This window comes from Adlercreutzia agrestimuris (genome assembly GCF_943193125.1).
In the GTDB taxonomy this organism is placed as follows: Bacteria; Actinomycetota; Coriobacteriia; order Coriobacteriales; family Eggerthellaceae; genus Xiamenia; species Xiamenia agrestimuris.
Genome location: NZ_CALPCX010000002.1, coordinates 352,552 through 369,215, shown reverse-complemented (window position 1 = coordinate 369,215; position 16,664 = coordinate 352,552). Strand labels below are relative to the sequence as shown.

Sequence of the window (16,664 nt, the reverse complement as noted above, 5' to 3'; positions counted from 1 at the left end):
ATATGAGTCTAAATTTGCTGCATTTATGCATTTGGATTCATTATAAACATAACGGTTTGTTAACGGTAGAGTTTCTGCAAGATTACGGTGAAAGTTTATGTTGATTTATCAGCACATATATTACTTCGAGCAAAAAAAGACCCTGGACACCTTAAGAGGCATCCAGGGTCTTTAAACATGAACTACGCTTCTGCGCTTAAGCTAATAGCTCAGCTCTTAAGAAGCGAACAACTCAATGGTGTCGCCCTCTTTGAGCGTAACCATGGCCTTCTTCCACGTGCGGGTGCGACCAGTCTGGTAACGCACGCGCTTCGGCTTTGATTTTACGTTCAAGGTGTTAACCTTGGTAACCGTTACGTCAAAGATAGCCTCAATAGCCTGACGGATCTCAATTTTGTTCGCATCCTTAGCCACCTCAAAGGTGTAGGTGTTGCGCTCCATCATGTCATAGCTGTGCTCCGTAATCACGGGGCGAATGATGACCTCGCGGGGATCCTTGTTCATTATGCAAGCACCTCCTCGATGTACTTCAGTGCAGACTCGGTAACAACCAGCATCTTGTTGTCAATCAAGTCATAGGTGTTGATCGAACGCGCAGGAACGATAGTCACCGATTGGATATTACGGAATGACAAGAAGGTGTTTACTGCGTCGTCAGCAATAACAAGCGTGATGCGACCGCTCAAGTCAAGTGCCTTGAGAGCTGCTGCAGCCTCTTTGGTTGAGGGCTCTGCAAAGTCAAAGTCCTTTACGACCATCAGCTGATTATCAGCAAGCTTAGCAGACAGCGCTGAGCGCATAGCCAGCTTGATTTCCTTCTTGTTCACGCTGAAAGCGTAGCTGCGCGGATGCGGGCCAAATACGGTACCGCCGCCAGCCCATTGTGGGGCGCGAATAGTACCCTGACGAGCACGACCCGTGCCCTTCTGACGATACGGCTTCTTGCCGCCGCCACGAACTTCGCCACGCGTACGCGTGTCATGCGTGCCCTGTCGCCAGGAGGCGCGCTGTGCACGCACGACCTGGTGCATGACGGGCACGTTCGGCTCGATGCCGAACACCGAGGGGGTCAGGTCAGCAGTGCCAGCCTTCTTCCCGCTCGCGTCTTTGATCTCAATAGTCGTCATGATATACAAGCTCCTTTAAGGTTTCTACTTCGACATGCGAACACGAACGATGCCGTTTTTGCCACCAGGGATTGCACCCTTAACCAAGATGAGGTTCTGCTCCTCATCCACGCGTACAACCTCAAGGTTCTTCACCGTGATGGTGTCGCAGCCCATGTGTCCCGGGAGCTTGAGTCCCTTGAACACGCGAGACGGCGTAGCGCACTGGCCGATTGAACCAGGAGCGCGGTGGAAGTGTGCACCGTGTCCGCCTGGGCCACCACCGAAGTGCCAGCGCTTGATAACGCCTGCAAAGCCCTTGCCCTTTGAAACGCCGGTTACGTCAACCTTAGGCGTCTCGGCGAAAGCTGCAACCGTTTGCGTGTCACCAACGTTGTATTCGCCAGCATTCTCAACGCGAACCTCACGCAGATAGCGCGTAGGTGCAACGCCTTGCTTTGCGAAGTGACCAGCCATCGGCTTGTTCACCTTCTGTTCTTTAATGGCACCAAAGCCCAGCTGAACAGCCTCATAACCATCGGTATCGGTGGTCTTCACCTGGCAGATGGTGTTCGGCTCAGCCAAAATTACTGTTACGGGGATAACGCGATCATCCTCGCCAAACAGCTGGGTCATGCCGACCTTTTTACCATAAATGGCATTGATCATTGTCTTTTACCCCCTTACAGCTTGATTTCGATGTCAACACCGGCGGGAAGATCAAGACGCATCAGTGAGTCAACGGTGTTTGACGTCGGCTCAAGAATGTCGATCAAGCGCTTGTGCGTACGCATTTCAAATTGCTCGCGTGAGTCTTTGTTGACGTGCGGGCCTTTTACAACGCAGTACAGATTGCGCTCCGTCGGCAACGGAATAGGACCGGATACCTTAGCACCCGTCTTGAGGGCGGTGTCAACGATGAGTTTCGTAGACTGATCTACGATCTCATGGTCATAGCCCTTCAAGCGAATGCGAATCTTTTGATTAGCCACTTGTTTACCTCCAAATTAGCTGATACGCGTGCTTGCCTTAGGCGTTACCGCCGGCTTTGCTGATAATTTCTTCTGCAACAGATTTCGGAACAGGCTCATAAGAGTCAAACTGCATCGTGTAAGTTGCACGACCCTGCGTACCTGAACGAAGATCAGTTGCGTAGCCAAACATTTGTCCCAGCGGAACCTTAGCCTCAATAACAACAGCGTTGCCGCGTTGCTCTTGGCCTTGGATCATGCCACGACGGCTTGGGATGTCGCCCATAACAAAACCGGTGTACTCTTCAGGCGTCTCAACCTCAACAGCCATAACCGGCTCAAGGAGGACCGGATCAGACTTGCGCAATGCATCTTTGATTGCCATAGAACCAGCAACCTTAAATGCAGCCTCAGAAGAGTCAACATCATGGTAAGAACCATCAATGAGCTCTACGCGGATGTCCTCAACCGGATAACCTGCCAAAACACCAGAGTTAAGTGCTTCTTGGATACCCTTGTCAATTGAAGGGATGTATTCTTTCGGAACAACACCGCCAACAATCTTGTTCTCAAACAGGTAGCCCTTGCCAGCCTCTTGCGGGTACATATTGATAACCGCATGACCGTACTGACCGCGACCACCAGATTGGCGAACAAACTTACCTTCAGCGCTCATGACCTCATGGCCCGGACGCTCGCGATAAGCTACTTGCGGTTTACCAACGTTTGCCTCAACCTTAAATTCGCGAAGCAAGCGGTCGATAATAATTTCCAAGTGAAGCTCGCCCATACCAGCAATAATGGTTTGGCCAGTCTCATGGTTAGTTGACACGCGGAATGTCGGGTCTTCCTCAGCAAGCTTCTGAAGAGCAATAGCCATCTTGTCCTGCTCAGCTTTGGTCTTCGGCTCAACAGCAATGTCAATAACCGGGTCAGCAAACTCCATGGACTCAAGGATAATCGGAGCATTCTCAGCGCAGAGGGTGTCACCGGTTGAGGTATCTTTCAAACCTACAACTGCAACGATGTCACCTGCAGAACATTTAACAATGTCTACACGTTGATTAGAGTGCATCTGCAGCAAGCGACCAATGCGCTCTTTCTTGTCCTTTACCGCGTTGAGTACATAGCTGCCTGAGTCAAGTGAACCAGAGTACACACGCAGGTAGGTCAGCTTGCCAACGTAGGGGTCGGTCATAATCTTAAATGCCAATGATGAGAACGGTGCCTTCGGGTCAGCAGGACGCTCTTCTTCCTGATCAGTCTCAGGGTTTACACCCTTGATTGCAGGAATATCAAGCGGGCTGGGCAGGTAATCAACAACTGCGTCAAGCAGCTCTTGAACACCCTTGTTCTTGTAAGCAGAACCCACAAATACGGGGTTGATCTTACAAGCAATAACACCCTTGCGCAGTGCAGCCTTAAGCTCATCAACCGTGATCTCTTCCTCCATGAGAACCTTCTCCATGAGGTCATCATCACAGTCAGCAGCAGCCTCAAGCAGCTCCTGGTGATACAGTTCTGCATCTTCAGCAAATTCTGCCGGGATAGCATCCATAGGCTCCGGATAGGTCATACCCTTGTCGTCTGCCTTGAAGTCCCAAGCAGTCATGGTTACCAGGTCAATAACACCCCAGAAGTTGTCCTCAGCGCCCATCGGGATCTGAGCAGCAACTGCCGGCGCATCAAGACGATCACGCATGGTCTGAATTGCATGGAAGAAGTCAGCGCCAATGCGGTCATACTTATTAATGAACGCAATGCGCGGAACTCCATAGCGCTCAGCCTGACGCCAAACGGTCTCAGACTGGGGCTGTACACCAGCTACTGCGTCAAATACAGCAACGGTGCCGTCCAGAACACGCAGTGAACGCTCTACCTCAGCGGTAAAGTCAACGTGGCCGGGAGTGTCAATAATTTGGAAGCGATACTCTTCGCCATCCTTTTTCCAAAAGCACGTGGTAGCAGCTGCGGTAATGGTTACGCCGCGTTCCTGCTCTTGAATCATCCAGTCCATGGTAGCAGCGCCATCATGTACCTCACCGATCTTATGAGTCTTGCCGGTGTAGTACAAAATACGCTCGGTAGTAGTGGTCTTACCCGCATCAATGTGGGCCATGATGCCGAAGTTACGGGTGAGAGCCAACGAGTTTTTAGCCATTAATCCAAGCCCTCCTTAGAAGCGGTAGTGCGAGAATGCACGGTTGGATTCAGCCATCTTGTACAAATCCTCGCGACGCTTGATTGAAGCACCAGTGTTCTCAGATGCATCGATGATCTCCTGAGCCAAGCGCTGCTGCATGGTGTGCTCTTTGCGCTTGCGAGAGAAGTCAACGATCCAGCGAATTGCCAACGTGGTGGCACGACGAGAATTGACCTCCATGGGTACCTGGTAGGTAGCGCCACCAACACGCTTCGGCTTAACCTCAAGCGTGGGGCGGACGTTGTCCATTGCCTTTTTGAAGACAGACAGCGGATCTTGACCGGTCTTCTCCTCAATGATGTCGAAAGCACCGTACACGATGTTTTCTGCAGTGGACTTCTTGCCATCAAGCAGGATCTTGTTGATCAGCTGCGTGACAAGACGATTGTTGTACTTTGCGTCCGGCATTACTTCACGACGGACTGCTGCTGCACGACGCGGCATGTGTTCTCCTTCTTAGGTCCTGCGCGCTTCGGGGTGAACAAGACATTCATCCATTAGATCAGCATGTGCGTTGTGCCCCCTTGGCACTTCGCGCTGACCCGCGCGACTTAATGGTTAGCTTACTTCGGGCGCTTTGCACCGTAGCGGCTACGAGCTTGCTTGCGATTGTCAACCGCTGAGCAGTCAAGTGCTGCGCGGATGACCTTGTAACGAACACCAGGAAGGTCCTTTACACGACCGCCGCGAATGAGCACCATTGAGTGCTCCTGGAGGTTATGACCTTCGCCCGGAATGTAGGCGGTCACTTCCATGCCATTTACGAGACGGACGCGGCAGACCTTACGCAGAGCCGAGTTCGGCTTTTTCGGCGTAGTGGTGTACACACGCGTGCAAACTCCGCGCTTTTGCGGGTTGCCCTTAAGAGCCGGCGTCTTTGATTTGTCGACCGACTTTTGGCGGCCCTTGCGGACCAACTGGTTGATAGTAGGCAAGATATTCTCCTTCTACCCTTACGGTTTTGCCTGTCCATATGCGCGAAGTACGCACATCAAACAGGCGCTTGCTGAAAACGCTTACATGTGCGTTCAGCTGCAACGCACACGAAAACTAACGCCCCTTTCGAGGCGCGACGGTGAACTTTACCAGCCTCAGCGCAGGCTGTCAAACGCCACGGAGCCGGGAGTATCCATAGTTGTGGAGACAAACGGTAAATGGCGCGTAAGCCGCCCAAAAATTGAGCGGCTTACGTTTTGGAGGGAAGAGATTATTTTGGCGAAAGATATGTCTCTTATGCTTTTGCCAGATCGCGACCAACTACATAACCGAAGGTCATAGCGCGGCCAAGCGACAAACCGGTGATGTCAAAGGGATAGTCAGTGCCACCAAACATGCCCCCTTGCACGTTGCCAATTGCAAACAGACCAGGAATAGGATTCCACTCTTCGTCCACAACGTTGCAGTTATCATCAACCTCAAGACCACCAGTAATTACAGAAATTACATATTGACGGCGAATTGCATAATAAGGAGGAGTGTCAATGGGATACATGAACTCCATTGGCTTCATGTAGTCATCATCGCGACCCTTTGCAACTAATTCGTTATAGCGCTCAACCGTAGCCTTCAGGTTCTCTGCTGGGAAGTCGGCAAGTTCAGCAAGTTCTTCGAGCGTGTCAGCCTTGAAGGCAAAGCCCCACTCAATAAATTCTTCGAGCGTGCCATCGTTTGCCGGGTCAACCTGGTTGGGCATCTGAGCATAATACTGCTCATAGTTGCCATCGAAAATCTGCGTTGCATGTACATCGGGATACTTTACCGCCTGGTTGCAACGATGCTCATACAGGGTGCTTTCGTCCATAAAGCGCTCACCGTAGTCGTTGATGTTGAGCCACGGTGCCTTGCGCATCGGCGCATTAATGTCGCCGTCACCAACATAGTGATGCACATGCACCATCTTAGGATGCGGTGCCTCCTGCATGCGACCGCCTGCCCACAGACCCATGAGGTGACCTTCGCCATCGTTGTAAGGCGGGTTGTAGAAGTTCTCAAATGGCAGTGCACCGGGGCACCATTTTGCCAGCATGTCACGATTATTGCCGTAGTCACCCGTTGCAAGGACAACACCCTTTGAAGCGTTGAACTGGATATAACCATCTTCGCTTTGGCCGATAACACCCGTAACAGCACCAGACTCATCAGTTACCAGCTGTACACCAGGGCAATCATAGAAGACTTCAGCGCCTTTTTGTACTGCCAAATCAGCCATACCCATTGCGCCAGCAATTTGCTTACCCTTGAACTTGACAGCAGGAATAGGTGCAGGGATGATAGCCTCAACGCCAGCTTCTTCTGCCTTCTTCAAAATCCAGCTACCAGACTCCGGAGACTCATTGAAGTAACGGCGAACCAAGCTCCAATTAATAAGGTTGTTATTTGATGCGTTGAACTGCTTCATCATGGCGTCAACATCAATTTCTTCACAGCCAGCTTCGGTGAACTCAGGGCTGTTAATAATGGCACAGAAGTTACCATGGGTCAGGCACATGTCGCCTTTTTGCAAAACAGCAACTTTTGCACCACCTTCAGTTGCTGACAAGGCACATGCAGCACCCGCCATACCAAGACCAACAACGACAATGTCATAATCGCGCGTCTCTGCAATATCAGTAATAGCAGCAGGAGCAGCCAGCGGATCAGCTGCCTCAACGCTTGCCTGTTCGCCCGTTTGTGCCAATTCAGCTTGCGCGGCGTCTGTTTTGCTCTGCGGCGCACAACCAGCCAGCGCACCTACACCAGCAAGCGCTGCGGCGCCCGCACCCATCTTTAAGAAGTTACGACGGCTTACACCTTCGCCCATCATATGCTTTTTCATTTCTTTCCTCCTCGTGTATAGACCAAACAGGCTTGCCTCATCGCACTGTTTGGATTGTGTACATGCGCCCCCTCGGCTCATGTACGCTCTCAAGCAATGAGGTCACTTTATGCCTCGGAATTGGGTCTCGTCATCTTCCTTGAGGGCTGATATTACCCACAGAAAAGGGAGTATTTTTCTCATCCCCTCTTTTGTTTTACCTGGTCAGAGAATTGCGGCATGCACACAGCTCAGGGGGTGATAAAAAATAAGCAGAGAGATGCCCGAGAAAAATCTATAATGCTCTTGGGCAATCAGTTCAGCATTACTGGGGGGGGAAATTACATGCTGCAAACAACAACAAGCCGCTTTGAGATTCCTGGCTTCGCTCTGCCGATTCGTTACCTGGGGATGGGCGTGTACCTGGCATGGATTTACTCGGTGCAATTCGGGTCAACAACTTCGCCCTCTCCCATTCCCGGCGCAACAGTAGAGCCTCTCTTTTTGATTTCAAATTTCATGAATGCGCTCGCGCTTATCATTTGCGCGCTCAACGCACGTCGCATTATGGCTCATCCACGACGCACCATTATTCCCTGGGTTGCTGGTGTGTTTATGTGCGTCGGTACGTTATTGATGGCGCTCCCCTCTACCTTTCTTGCCGAAGCACACATGATGGATCAACTCATTGTCATTGCTTCGGTTGGGGGATCTGTGCTTACCGGTCTCGGACTTGCTGCAATCATTTTGCTCTGGAGCGAGTTTTATGCCGCACTTCCCATGCGACAAGTTGCGCTGTATTATTCCAGTTCGTTTCTTCTTGCGGTTGTACTTCATCTTTTGATTATGGCGCTCAATCCGCAGGTAGCACTTTTTATTACTGCGGCCTTACCAATGATCAGCGCAGGATGCTTTGTGGCAAGCATGAACATGATTAAGCTTCAACTTACCACTGCCGATGAAGCAAAACGCAACGAAGCAAGCGCTATTGCTGATGCACTTGATAGAGACTCGCAGCAAAAATGGAGCTTCCCAGTTCGACCGATGCTGCTTATGGCAGCATACTCTTTCACCATGAATTTCTGCCGCACCACTGGCGGTGTTCTTAATGACCTCACGATGCTCGGTGTAGCCTTCGCCGCACTCATCGTGCTTGTTTTCGCACTGTTTTTCTTCGAGCGTTTTGATGTGCGCTATCTTTTCCGCATTGCTTTGCCTCTCATGGTGGCAGGTGCCCTCTTGCAACCATTTGTGCAAGGTGGCGGTTTGCTTGTTGCGGGAATTATGCTTAACATGTCGCACGCCAGTTTCGTCATTCTTACCATGATCGTGCTTTCCACCATTTGCTCTCGCTATGGCGTATTAGCCATCTGGCTGTTTGGTCTCACGCGTGCCGCGCGCGTTATTGCAAGTGTTTTGGGTTCATATTGCGGCACAAGCGCGTGGGCAGTACTCGACGAAAGCGGCATCTTGCTGCTTACCAACATTGTCGTAATTGTGCTGGTAGCGTTTTCAATGTTCCTTCTCAACGAAACAGATCTGGAAACCACCTGGGGTATTACCCCTGTCAAAACGCGGCATGAAACAGCAACGTATCGAGAATCACTTTCCGGCAGATGTGCGCAAGTGGCTCGCCTCCATGGGCTTACACTGCGCGAAGAAGAGATTCTTGCATTGTTGGCGCAAGGAAAATCAACGCCGCGCATTCAGCAAGAACTGTGCATTTCAAACGGCACGGCGAAAAGCCATATTCGTCACATTTACGCCAAACTGAATGTGCACAGCAGAGATGAAGTGATCCAGCTCGTGAACACCATGGATGAGTAGTTGTTGTTGACGTCACTAAGCTTTAACAGCTTCTTCGATGAGGGCATAGGCAAGTTTTGTGCAATCCTCAAGATCTTGCACGGTGATATATTCGTCCACTGAATGGAAGTTTGTCATACCAATTCCAAGCGTAATGGCATCTACCCCGCGCGTGCACAAGATATTTGCGTCAGCCCCGCCACCTGAAATATGCGGACGAAACTCCACACCAGCACGGTGGCACGCTCTTTTAATCTGCTGGACAAGTGGATGTGTGTCGTCATAGCGCACCGCGCCATAATCTTCATGCCACGTATACTCCACCGAGCCGCCAAACTGCTTGGCGGCATTTTCGAGCGCAGTTGACATTGCTTGAACGCATGCATCCGCCCGCGCTTTATCAAGTGATCGGCACTCGCCTCTTACCATGCATTGCTCAGGGACAACATTCGTTTCTGAACCACCTTCAATAACGCCAACGTTGGCAGTGGTAATCTCATCAAGTCGGCCAAGCTTCATATTTGCAATAGCACTTGCCGCCATTTGAATAGCCGAGATGCCCGCCTCAGGCTCTACACCGGCATGCGCAGCACGCCCAGCGAAACACGCAGCAAAGCTCCGATGACAAGGGGCGCCCATGATTACCGTCCCAGGTACTCCGTCAGCATCAAAAATGAAACATGGTGCATCAACAGGGATTCTACTAATATCAAGCGCTCCTGCCCCCAAAAGACTCAGCTCTTCACAGGTGGTCAGCACAATGGTTATGTCAGGTCGCGGCGCGCCTTGCTCAACAATCGTGCGAACTGCTTCAAATATTGCCGCAATGCCGGCCTTGTCATCAGCCGAAAGGATAGTTTGACCCTCTGATCTGACAACGCCGTTTTCCACCTTTGGAACAATACCCACACACGGCTCTACAGTATCCATATGAGCAGAAAGAACAATGCTGCCAGGATGCGTGCCGGGCAAATGCGCAATAAGATTTCCCGTCGTAGATCCAGTTGACGAAGCGGAATTGTCGAATTCAACGGAAAAGCCCAAATCGGATAACTCTTGCTCACAGCGTGCAGCCATGTCAGCCTCATTGCGCGAAGGACTTTCAATTTGCACCAATTCGCAAAAAAGTGACAACAATCGCTCATTGTTCATAGGTGGTAACTCCTTATGTGTTTCTTCTCTAAACGAAGGCGCGGCAGAGCAAGACCAGAGTGCCTATGCTGCAAAATGAGCGTTTGCCATCGTTGGTTGAGGGGCGCGTTGCACATCATCAAGCAACTCCTCAGCCTCAGCAACAACCTCCTGCGCCACTTCTTCGCGCTCGGCATCAAGTTTGCAATTGCGGAAATATACCGCCCAATTAATTCCCAAACATGCCAAGTTTATGAAGTATACCGCCAATACCCAGTTTATAGATCCCGATATAAACTTAGCGGTTATACCTGCTATATATCCTAACGTAATGAGCGCGATAAACTGCCAACTTGACCCAGCAGCAGTTCTCGCTTTGTAATTCTTGTACGCATTCAAAGGCCATGAAAGTCCGAAACACACCAACATGAGTGCTTCCAGTATTTCTGCCACAGCTGTCATCTCCCTATGATGTCCTGCGTGGAAAACGCCCCCGAAATGGAGGCGTTTTATGGTTTCTGATTTCTGTTATAGTCCTCGCGATGCAAGCTGTAAAGCGACATTTGCCCGAAGGAGCCGAACCGACACAAGAGCAGCACATTCGGCTTATGCACACAGCTAAGCTTCCAAGATCTTTGCGGCCACTTGCTTCTTGCGACTCAAAATACCTGGCATCCACGTGCCACCTTTGCCAGAACAATCAATGTTAAAGACACGATTGACTACGCGATGATTTCCTTCGCAGAGAAACTGACTACCCTCAGCCACAATGTCGGTCACCATCAAGAGCACGAATTCATACCCATGATCTTTCTGCAAGTGCTTCATATGCGCGCGAATTTCTGGCTCTCGCGCCAAAACGCCTTGCAGATCAACCGTCTCATGCTGAGCAATAAGTACGGTGGAGTCTCCCACTTGAAACTCTTTGGAATCAGCGCCAACAAGCTTCTCAACAGGAACATCGCCATTAACTGCGCGTGATTTAAAGACTTCCAAGCCAAATTCCACCGGATCAACGTTGCCCACTTCGCCCAAAAATTGAGCAATATCACGATCAACGTCAGTGGTAGTCGGAGATTTCATGATAACGGTATCGGTGAGCAGCGCCGAGAGCAGCACGCGCGCAATGTGCGCAGGAAGTTCTACGTTTTGGCGGCGGAACTCCATTGCCACAATGGTAGCCGTTGAACCTGCAGGCAAATTCAAGAACTTGATGGGGTTTGCCGTGGTTACATCTGCAATGCGATGGTGATCAATAATCTCAACAACTTCAGCTTCGTCAATGCCATTGGCAGCCTGACGTCGTTCGTTATGATCAACTAAAATCACCTTGCGCTTTGGGTGATGCGCCACGTCCGAGCGCGTCACAATACCAATGGCGAACCCATCATCATCAAGCACGATAGCCTCGCGAAGCTCACTTGCCATCAAGTCTTCCACTGCTTCTTTGAGCAGACCATCTTTGTGCAGCTTAATCACGTCGGTTTCAGTAAGCTCGTCAACGCTCTGCCCAAGCGAATTGATCAAGTCACCTGCAACAGCCATCTGGTTTGATGCGTTATCAACCAGCAAATCAGTTGCTGCAACATAGCGCTCAGCAATCATGCGCGTAGTGATGAGCCCGCGATAAGTTCCATCTTCATTTGTCACAACAAGCGCACGAATATTATGCTGGCGAAGCAGTCGCCCAGCTTCCATAATGGTAGCGCTGTGGCTGATAGAGATAGGGTTTTCGGTCATTACGTCTGACACGCGTGCATGCACATGTCCAATCATGTCTGGTGCATCAATACCATTTTGCTCAAGCACCCAAGCACTCTCTGGAGGCAGCGGTCCAAGACGAACTGGTGTATAAACGGGAGCCACTTCGCCCTCTTTTGTTTCGCGTTTTGCTAACTCGTTTTTGAGATAAGCATATCCAACAGCGGCACAAATTGAGTCATTGTCAGGGTTTTTATGTCCCACAACCATGATTGGCTTTGTCATATAGTACGCATCCTTCTTGCTTGTGCTTTACAGAGGAAAAGTTCCGATTCTTTTGCATTTTGCTCCAAAACCAGCGAAGCAGTGTACCATAGAGTTATACATCGCTAACTACGTTTAGAGTAACGGACAAATAGCGCACCGAAAGGGCACAATAATGACGCAAACAGCTCAAATATCACCCGTTGCGAGACAAAATAGCTCTGAGTCTCATGAACCCAATGCGCTGAGCAAGCCCCCTTCGCCACCACAGCAAAACGCTGCTCCGTCACTTTTGGGTGTTCGCGATGTGATTGGCCCTATCATGATTGGACCGTCAAGCTCTCACACGGCTGGGGCACTTCGCATTGCCTCAATGACACTTAAACTACTTGCCGCTGCCCCGGTTCGGGTGGAATTCTATTTGTATGGCAGCTTTGCGCATACCTATCACGGGCACGGCACCGACCGCGCACTGCTTGGCGGCATGCTTGGTTTTGGTGCGGATGACGTGCGCATTCGCGATTCGTTTGCGCTGGCACAAGAGCGTGGTCTTGCGTTTGAGTTTATTGCTGTACCCGATGTTGATACACCCCACCCTAACACCGTAGACGTGCATGTGATTGACGAAAATGGGGTTGAAACCTGGGTACGTGGCGAATCTATTGGCGGTGGCGCTGCACAAATTCGCTCCATCAATGGTGTAGAGGTGCTGCTAGGCGGGCAATATCACAGCATCGTCATCAAGCAAAAAGACGTCAAAGGCGTTCTGGCGCACATTGCGCAAAAGCTCTCGGATTTTGACATCAACATTGCTACCACCAGGCTTTTTCGCGAACGCAAAGGTGATATTGCCTATACAGTCATGGAAACCGACGACGCTATCAATGAGGATATCCTGCTGGCAATTGGAGATTACCCCGACATCTTAAGCGTCTCGCTCCTTCCCTCTGATCGCTCAGAAGACACGCATGCCCCACGCTCTGCCGAAGAATTGGCGGCCGAAGGGCTTGAACCTACCGGATTTGGAATTGATCTGACAGCCGAAGAGGCAACCTCATTGTTTGAGCAGCTTGATTTTGCATCAGGCGAAGAGCTGCTGAGTTTTTGCGAAAAAGAGCATATGCCCTTATCAGATGCTATATGCAGACGCGAGCGCTGTCTTTTGGCATCGTGCGGCTTAGCCGTTGATGACACAAAACGCTACCTGAGCGAGGCACTGCGCGTTATGCGTGCGTCGGTTGACGAGGCGCTCAGCAACCCGCGCACTTCTATGGGCGGACTTATTGGTGGTGAAGCCCAGCAGGCGCGCACCTATGCAGAAAAGACAGACAGTTTGGCAGATCCGCTGTTAGCTCATGCAATCACTTATGCGCTGGCGGTCCTTGAGACCAACGCTTCAATGGGCAAGATTGTAGCGGCACCCACCGCGGGTGCATCAGGCGTATTACCTGCGGTTTTGTTTGCGCTGCAAGAGGCGCATGGTCTCAGCGATGCCCAGCTTGAACGCGGTCTTGCAAACGCTGCTGCCATTGGCATGCTCATTATGCGAAACGCCACCGTTTCAGGTGCTGAGGGCGGATGCCAGGCTGAGGTTGGCACCGCGTCAGCTATGGCGGCCTCAGCTGCAGTGGAGCTTCTTGGCGGCACGCCGCAGCAGTGCTTGGCTGCGGCAGCAACTGCGCTTACGGGGCTGATGGGATTGGTGTGCGATCCAATAGGTGGCCTCGTGGAAGCGCCTTGCCAGAAGCGCAACGCAACAGGAGCAGCAAATGCACTGGTAGCTGCGCAAATGGCGCTTGCAAACATCTCAAATCTCATCAATTTCGACGAAACTGTGTGGGCGCTTTATGCAGTTGGTCGCTCGCTTCCTTTTGAGCTGCGAGAAAGTGCACTCGGCGGTCTTGCCGCTACCCCAAGCGCGTGCGTATTGTGCGCCAAGTGCAGTTAAGCGGGTTGTTGTCTTTTAGCTCACGCAAGCAAGCGCTTCGCCCACCTGCGCGAGCTAAACGAGTTGGCGCTTTTAGCCATTCAGCTTCACAATGGGCGCATAGTCCTTAAGCAGCTTTTTAGTTTGGTTGGTTTTGGCGAACTTGATATAGAGGGTATCTCCATCAACCTTCGTCACCCGACCACGCCCAAACGTCTTGTGGTCAACCATGTCACCCACAGCAAAGCTCATAGATGCTGCCGCCTTTTTGCCGGCGTCGGGGCGCGCATAGGAATTGCCCACGCGGCTTTGACGAGCGTCTCGCCTGCCCGCAGAACCTGACGCACTTGAGCGGCCAAACACGCGACCTTCGCCCGCTTCAGCACCACTACCTGCAATGCCTCTGCGACTTCCGCGCTTCTCCCAGCCCGTACCAGAAAAGCCCGCTGAGCCAAGCCCTGTTGTCTGACGAAGCTCAGAAGGGATCTCGTGAATAAAACGCGAAATGGGATTCGATGAGGACTGACCGAAAAGTTGACGCGCATTCGCGCAGGTCAAATAGAGTTTTTTACGAGCACGCGTGATGGCAACATAGGCCAAACGACGCTCCTCCTCAACGCCAACAGGATCACCAACACTATTCATGTGCGGGAAGATTGTTTCTTCCATACCCGCCACAAACACGCAATCAAATTCCAAGCCTTTTGATGAGTGCACTGTCATAAGCGTAACCGCATGACCATCTTCGGTCATGGAGTCCAAGTCAGTTCTCAGGCGCACCCACTCCAAGAAGTCCGCAAGCGAGTCCCCGCGCAATACGCGGACGGGCTCAGCGTCCTCAACAGGCGCTGCATCAGGCACTTCAATGGCAAACATCATATTGCCGGCCTCATCTATTGCCGTGATTTCGCCACTGGACAGAGAGGCTTGCGAAGCTGTGTCCGCAAACGGCGCTACTTCATCTTCTGATGCAGTCGGCGGCGCAAAGAAGGCATCTTCAATGTCGTGGCTGTCTTTGAACTCATCCACAACGCCCAAAAACTCTTGGATGTTCTCAATGCGGCTTTGTGCCTCGTCGGTTCCTTCCTGACGAAGCGTGGTGATTAGCTCTGCGCGGTCGATGATCATTTCAACCACTTTTCGCAGATCACCAGCGTAAGAACGCGCTTCCTTAATGAACTCCACGAAACGACCCACCGCCAAACGCGTGGCAGGACGCACCGCCTCATCAGTCAGAATTTGCTCTGCAGCATCCATAAAGGTGAGGTTCATCTCTCGCGCAACCGCATCAATATGTTCGATAGTACTCTTGCCAATGCCGCGACGCGGCACATTAATCACGCGCTTTGCCGAAATATCATCAGCTGGATTTACCACAAGCGTAAGATACGCCATCACATCGCGAATCTCCGCGCGATCAAAGAATCGTACGCCACCAACGATGCGATACGGCACGCCCGCACGCAAAAACATATCTTCAAGCGTACGTGACTGAGCGTTGGTTCGATAAAAAACTGCCATCTGGTTATACGAGAAGTCCGCACGGCGCAGCTTTTCAATCTCACCGGCTATCCATCTACCCTCATCACGCTCATCGCTGGCCACATATACTTGGATCTTGTCGCCATCATCAGAGCTTGTGAACAGGCGTTTCTCTTTGCGATGCTGATTGTTGGCTATCACAGCATTCGCCGCCGCAAGAACATTGCCCACGCTGCGATAATTCTGCTCAAGCTTCACCGTTTTTGCTTTTGGATAGTCCTTCTCAAACTCCAAAATATTGCGAATGTCAGCTCCGCGCCACGAGTAAATTGACTGATCGTCGTCACCAACGACCATAATGTTTTCGTGCGCCTGCGCTAACAGTGTAGTGATGCAATACTGCGCATGGTTGGTATCCTGATACTCGTCAACCATAATATAGCGAAAGCGCTGCTGATAAGCTTGTAAGACATCAGGGTTATCGCGCAGCAAGAGATAGGCGTAAAGCAGCAAGTCGTCAAAATCAAACGCGTTGGCTGCTTTGAGGCGTTGCTGGACGCGCTCGTAAACCTTCGCCACCTCTTTGCTGATAAAGTCGGAATATTTCAGCTCAAATTCCGCTGGCAAAATGAGCTCATTTTTCGCAGCGGAGACACGATTCATGACCATGTTTTTCGGAAAGCGCTTCGCATCAATTGAGAGCTCAGCCATAACTTCGCCATACAAGCGCTTCATGTCGTCAGTGTCGTAAATGGTGAAGTTTTTGGTGAAGCCCAACCGGTCTGCATCGGCGCGCAAAATGCGCACGCACATACTATGAAACGTTGAAACCCACATTCCACGACTTGACGGACCAACCAGCCCTGCCAAACGTTCGCGCATTTCAGCAGCAGCTTTATTGGTAAACGTGATGGCTAAAATCTGCCATGGCGCAACGTTTAAGTTCTCAATCAAGTTGGCAATTCGATACGTCAATACGCGCGTTTTGCCTGATCCTGCGCCCGCCAAAACCAGAAGCGGACCTTCGGTAGTAATGACGGCTTCTCGTTGAGGTTCATTTAACGAGTCAATATCAATGGGCATACCCTGTGCTCCTTGTTGCTTCTCAATTTCTTCGGGCTCGTATTGTAGCGCGAGGTTGAGGTGAGCTCAGGGGTGGCTCGCAATAAAACGGTGTATTACACCTCATCCACAAATGCGCAAATTGCTTCCTACAACTATTCGCCTTCACCCCTTCCCTCAGGCAAGGAAACGTACGATATACGACAGTAATACTCAG

At 51.1% G+C, this 16,664-nt stretch carries 14 protein-coding genes; 2 read left to right on the top strand and 12 right to left on the bottom strand.

Annotation, left to right across the window (positions count from 1 at the left end):
- Nucleotides 1-216 precede the first annotated feature (216 nt).
- The 8 genes from rplW to NFR28_RS04720 all read right to left on the bottom strand — a co-directional run bounded on the left by rplW (nucleotide 217) and on the right by NFR28_RS04720 (nucleotide 7,095).
- Nucleotides 217-504 carry a 50S ribosomal protein L23 gene (rplW, locus tag NFR28_RS04755; RefSeq protein WP_251178681.1) on the bottom strand — a complete coding sequence of 96 codons (288 nt, stop codon included), beginning with the start codon at nucleotides 502-504 and terminating at the stop codon, nucleotides 217-219.
- Nucleotides 504-1,127, bottom strand: a complete 624-nt coding sequence (rplD, locus tag NFR28_RS04750) for a 50S ribosomal protein L4 (RefSeq protein WP_251178680.1) — start codon at nucleotides 1,125-1,127, stop codon at nucleotides 504-506. Before rplD ends, rplW begins: the two co-directional genes overlap by 1 nt.
- 24 nt (nucleotides 1,128-1,151) lie before the next feature.
- Nucleotides 1,152-1,775: a 50S ribosomal protein L3 gene (gene rplC / locus NFR28_RS04745; protein WP_120360999.1), complete on the bottom strand. Its 624-nt coding sequence runs from the start codon at nucleotides 1,773-1,775 to the stop codon at nucleotides 1,152-1,154.
- 14 nt (nucleotides 1,776-1,789) lie between these two features.
- Nucleotides 1,790-2,098 carry a 30S ribosomal protein S10 gene (gene rpsJ, locus NFR28_RS04740; protein WP_120360998.1) on the bottom strand — a complete coding sequence of 103 codons (309 nt, stop codon included), beginning with the start codon at nucleotides 2,096-2,098 and terminating at the stop codon, nucleotides 1,790-1,792.
- A gap of 37 nt (nucleotides 2,099-2,135) precedes the next feature.
- Nucleotides 2,136-4,238 (bottom strand): elongation factor G, encoded by a 2,103-nt coding sequence (gene fusA / locus NFR28_RS04735; RefSeq protein WP_251178679.1) that lies wholly within the window; start codon nucleotides 4,236-4,238, stop codon nucleotides 2,136-2,138.
- 15 nt (nucleotides 4,239-4,253) lie between these two features.
- On the bottom strand, nucleotides 4,254-4,724 hold the full coding sequence (rpsG, locus tag NFR28_RS04730) for a 30S ribosomal protein S7 (protein WP_251178678.1): 471 nt from the start codon (nucleotides 4,722-4,724) through the stop codon (nucleotides 4,254-4,256).
- Between the two features lie 119 nt (nucleotides 4,725-4,843).
- Nucleotides 4,844-5,215, bottom strand: a complete 372-nt coding sequence (rpsL, locus tag NFR28_RS04725) for a 30S ribosomal protein S12 (protein ID WP_120360995.1) — start codon at nucleotides 5,213-5,215, stop codon at nucleotides 4,844-4,846.
- A gap of 296 nt (nucleotides 5,216-5,511) precedes the next feature.
- Entirely contained in the window at nucleotides 5,512-7,095 is a 1,584-nt protein-coding gene (locus NFR28_RS04720) for an FAD-dependent oxidoreductase (protein ID WP_251178677.1), read from the bottom strand.
- 324 nt (nucleotides 7,096-7,419) lie between these two features.
- Between NFR28_RS04720 and NFR28_RS04715 the strand changes: the two genes are divergently transcribed.
- Nucleotides 7,420-8,901, top strand: coding sequence for a response regulator transcription factor (locus NFR28_RS04715; protein WP_251178676.1), 1,482 nt, complete (start codon nucleotides 7,420-7,422; stop codon nucleotides 8,899-8,901).
- 15 nt (nucleotides 8,902-8,916) lie between these two features.
- Here NFR28_RS04715 and NFR28_RS04710 read toward each other — a convergent pair whose 3' ends face one another.
- The 3 genes from NFR28_RS04710 to NFR28_RS04700 form a co-directional block, all read right to left on the bottom strand.
- On the bottom strand, nucleotides 8,917-10,032 hold the full coding sequence (locus tag NFR28_RS04710) for a M20/M25/M40 family metallo-hydrolase (protein ID WP_251178675.1): 1,116 nt from the start codon (nucleotides 10,030-10,032) through the stop codon (nucleotides 8,917-8,919).
- Nucleotides 10,033-10,095: 63 nt separating this feature from the next.
- On the bottom strand, nucleotides 10,096-10,464 hold the full coding sequence (locus tag NFR28_RS04705) for a hypothetical protein (protein ID WP_251178674.1): 369 nt from the start codon (nucleotides 10,462-10,464) through the stop codon (nucleotides 10,096-10,098).
- A gap of 165 nt (nucleotides 10,465-10,629) precedes the next feature.
- Nucleotides 10,630-11,997 (bottom strand): putative manganese-dependent inorganic diphosphatase, encoded by a 1,368-nt coding sequence (locus tag NFR28_RS04700; protein ID WP_251178673.1) that lies wholly within the window; start codon nucleotides 11,995-11,997, stop codon nucleotides 10,630-10,632.
- Nucleotides 11,998-12,151: 154 nt separating this feature from the next.
- Here NFR28_RS04700 and sdaAA point away from each other — a divergent pair, with 154 nt between their 5' ends.
- Nucleotides 12,152-13,924, top strand: a complete 1,773-nt coding sequence (sdaAA, locus tag NFR28_RS04695) for an L-serine ammonia-lyase, iron-sulfur-dependent, subunit alpha (protein ID WP_275556965.1) — start codon at nucleotides 12,152-12,154, stop codon at nucleotides 13,922-13,924.
- Between the two features lie 72 nt (nucleotides 13,925-13,996).
- Here the strand turns inward: sdaAA and NFR28_RS04690 are convergent, their stop codons facing one another.
- Nucleotides 13,997-16,468, bottom strand: coding sequence for an ATP-dependent helicase (locus NFR28_RS04690; protein WP_251178672.1), 2,472 nt, complete (start codon nucleotides 16,466-16,468; stop codon nucleotides 13,997-13,999).
- Nucleotides 16,469-16,664: the final 196 nt, after the last annotated feature.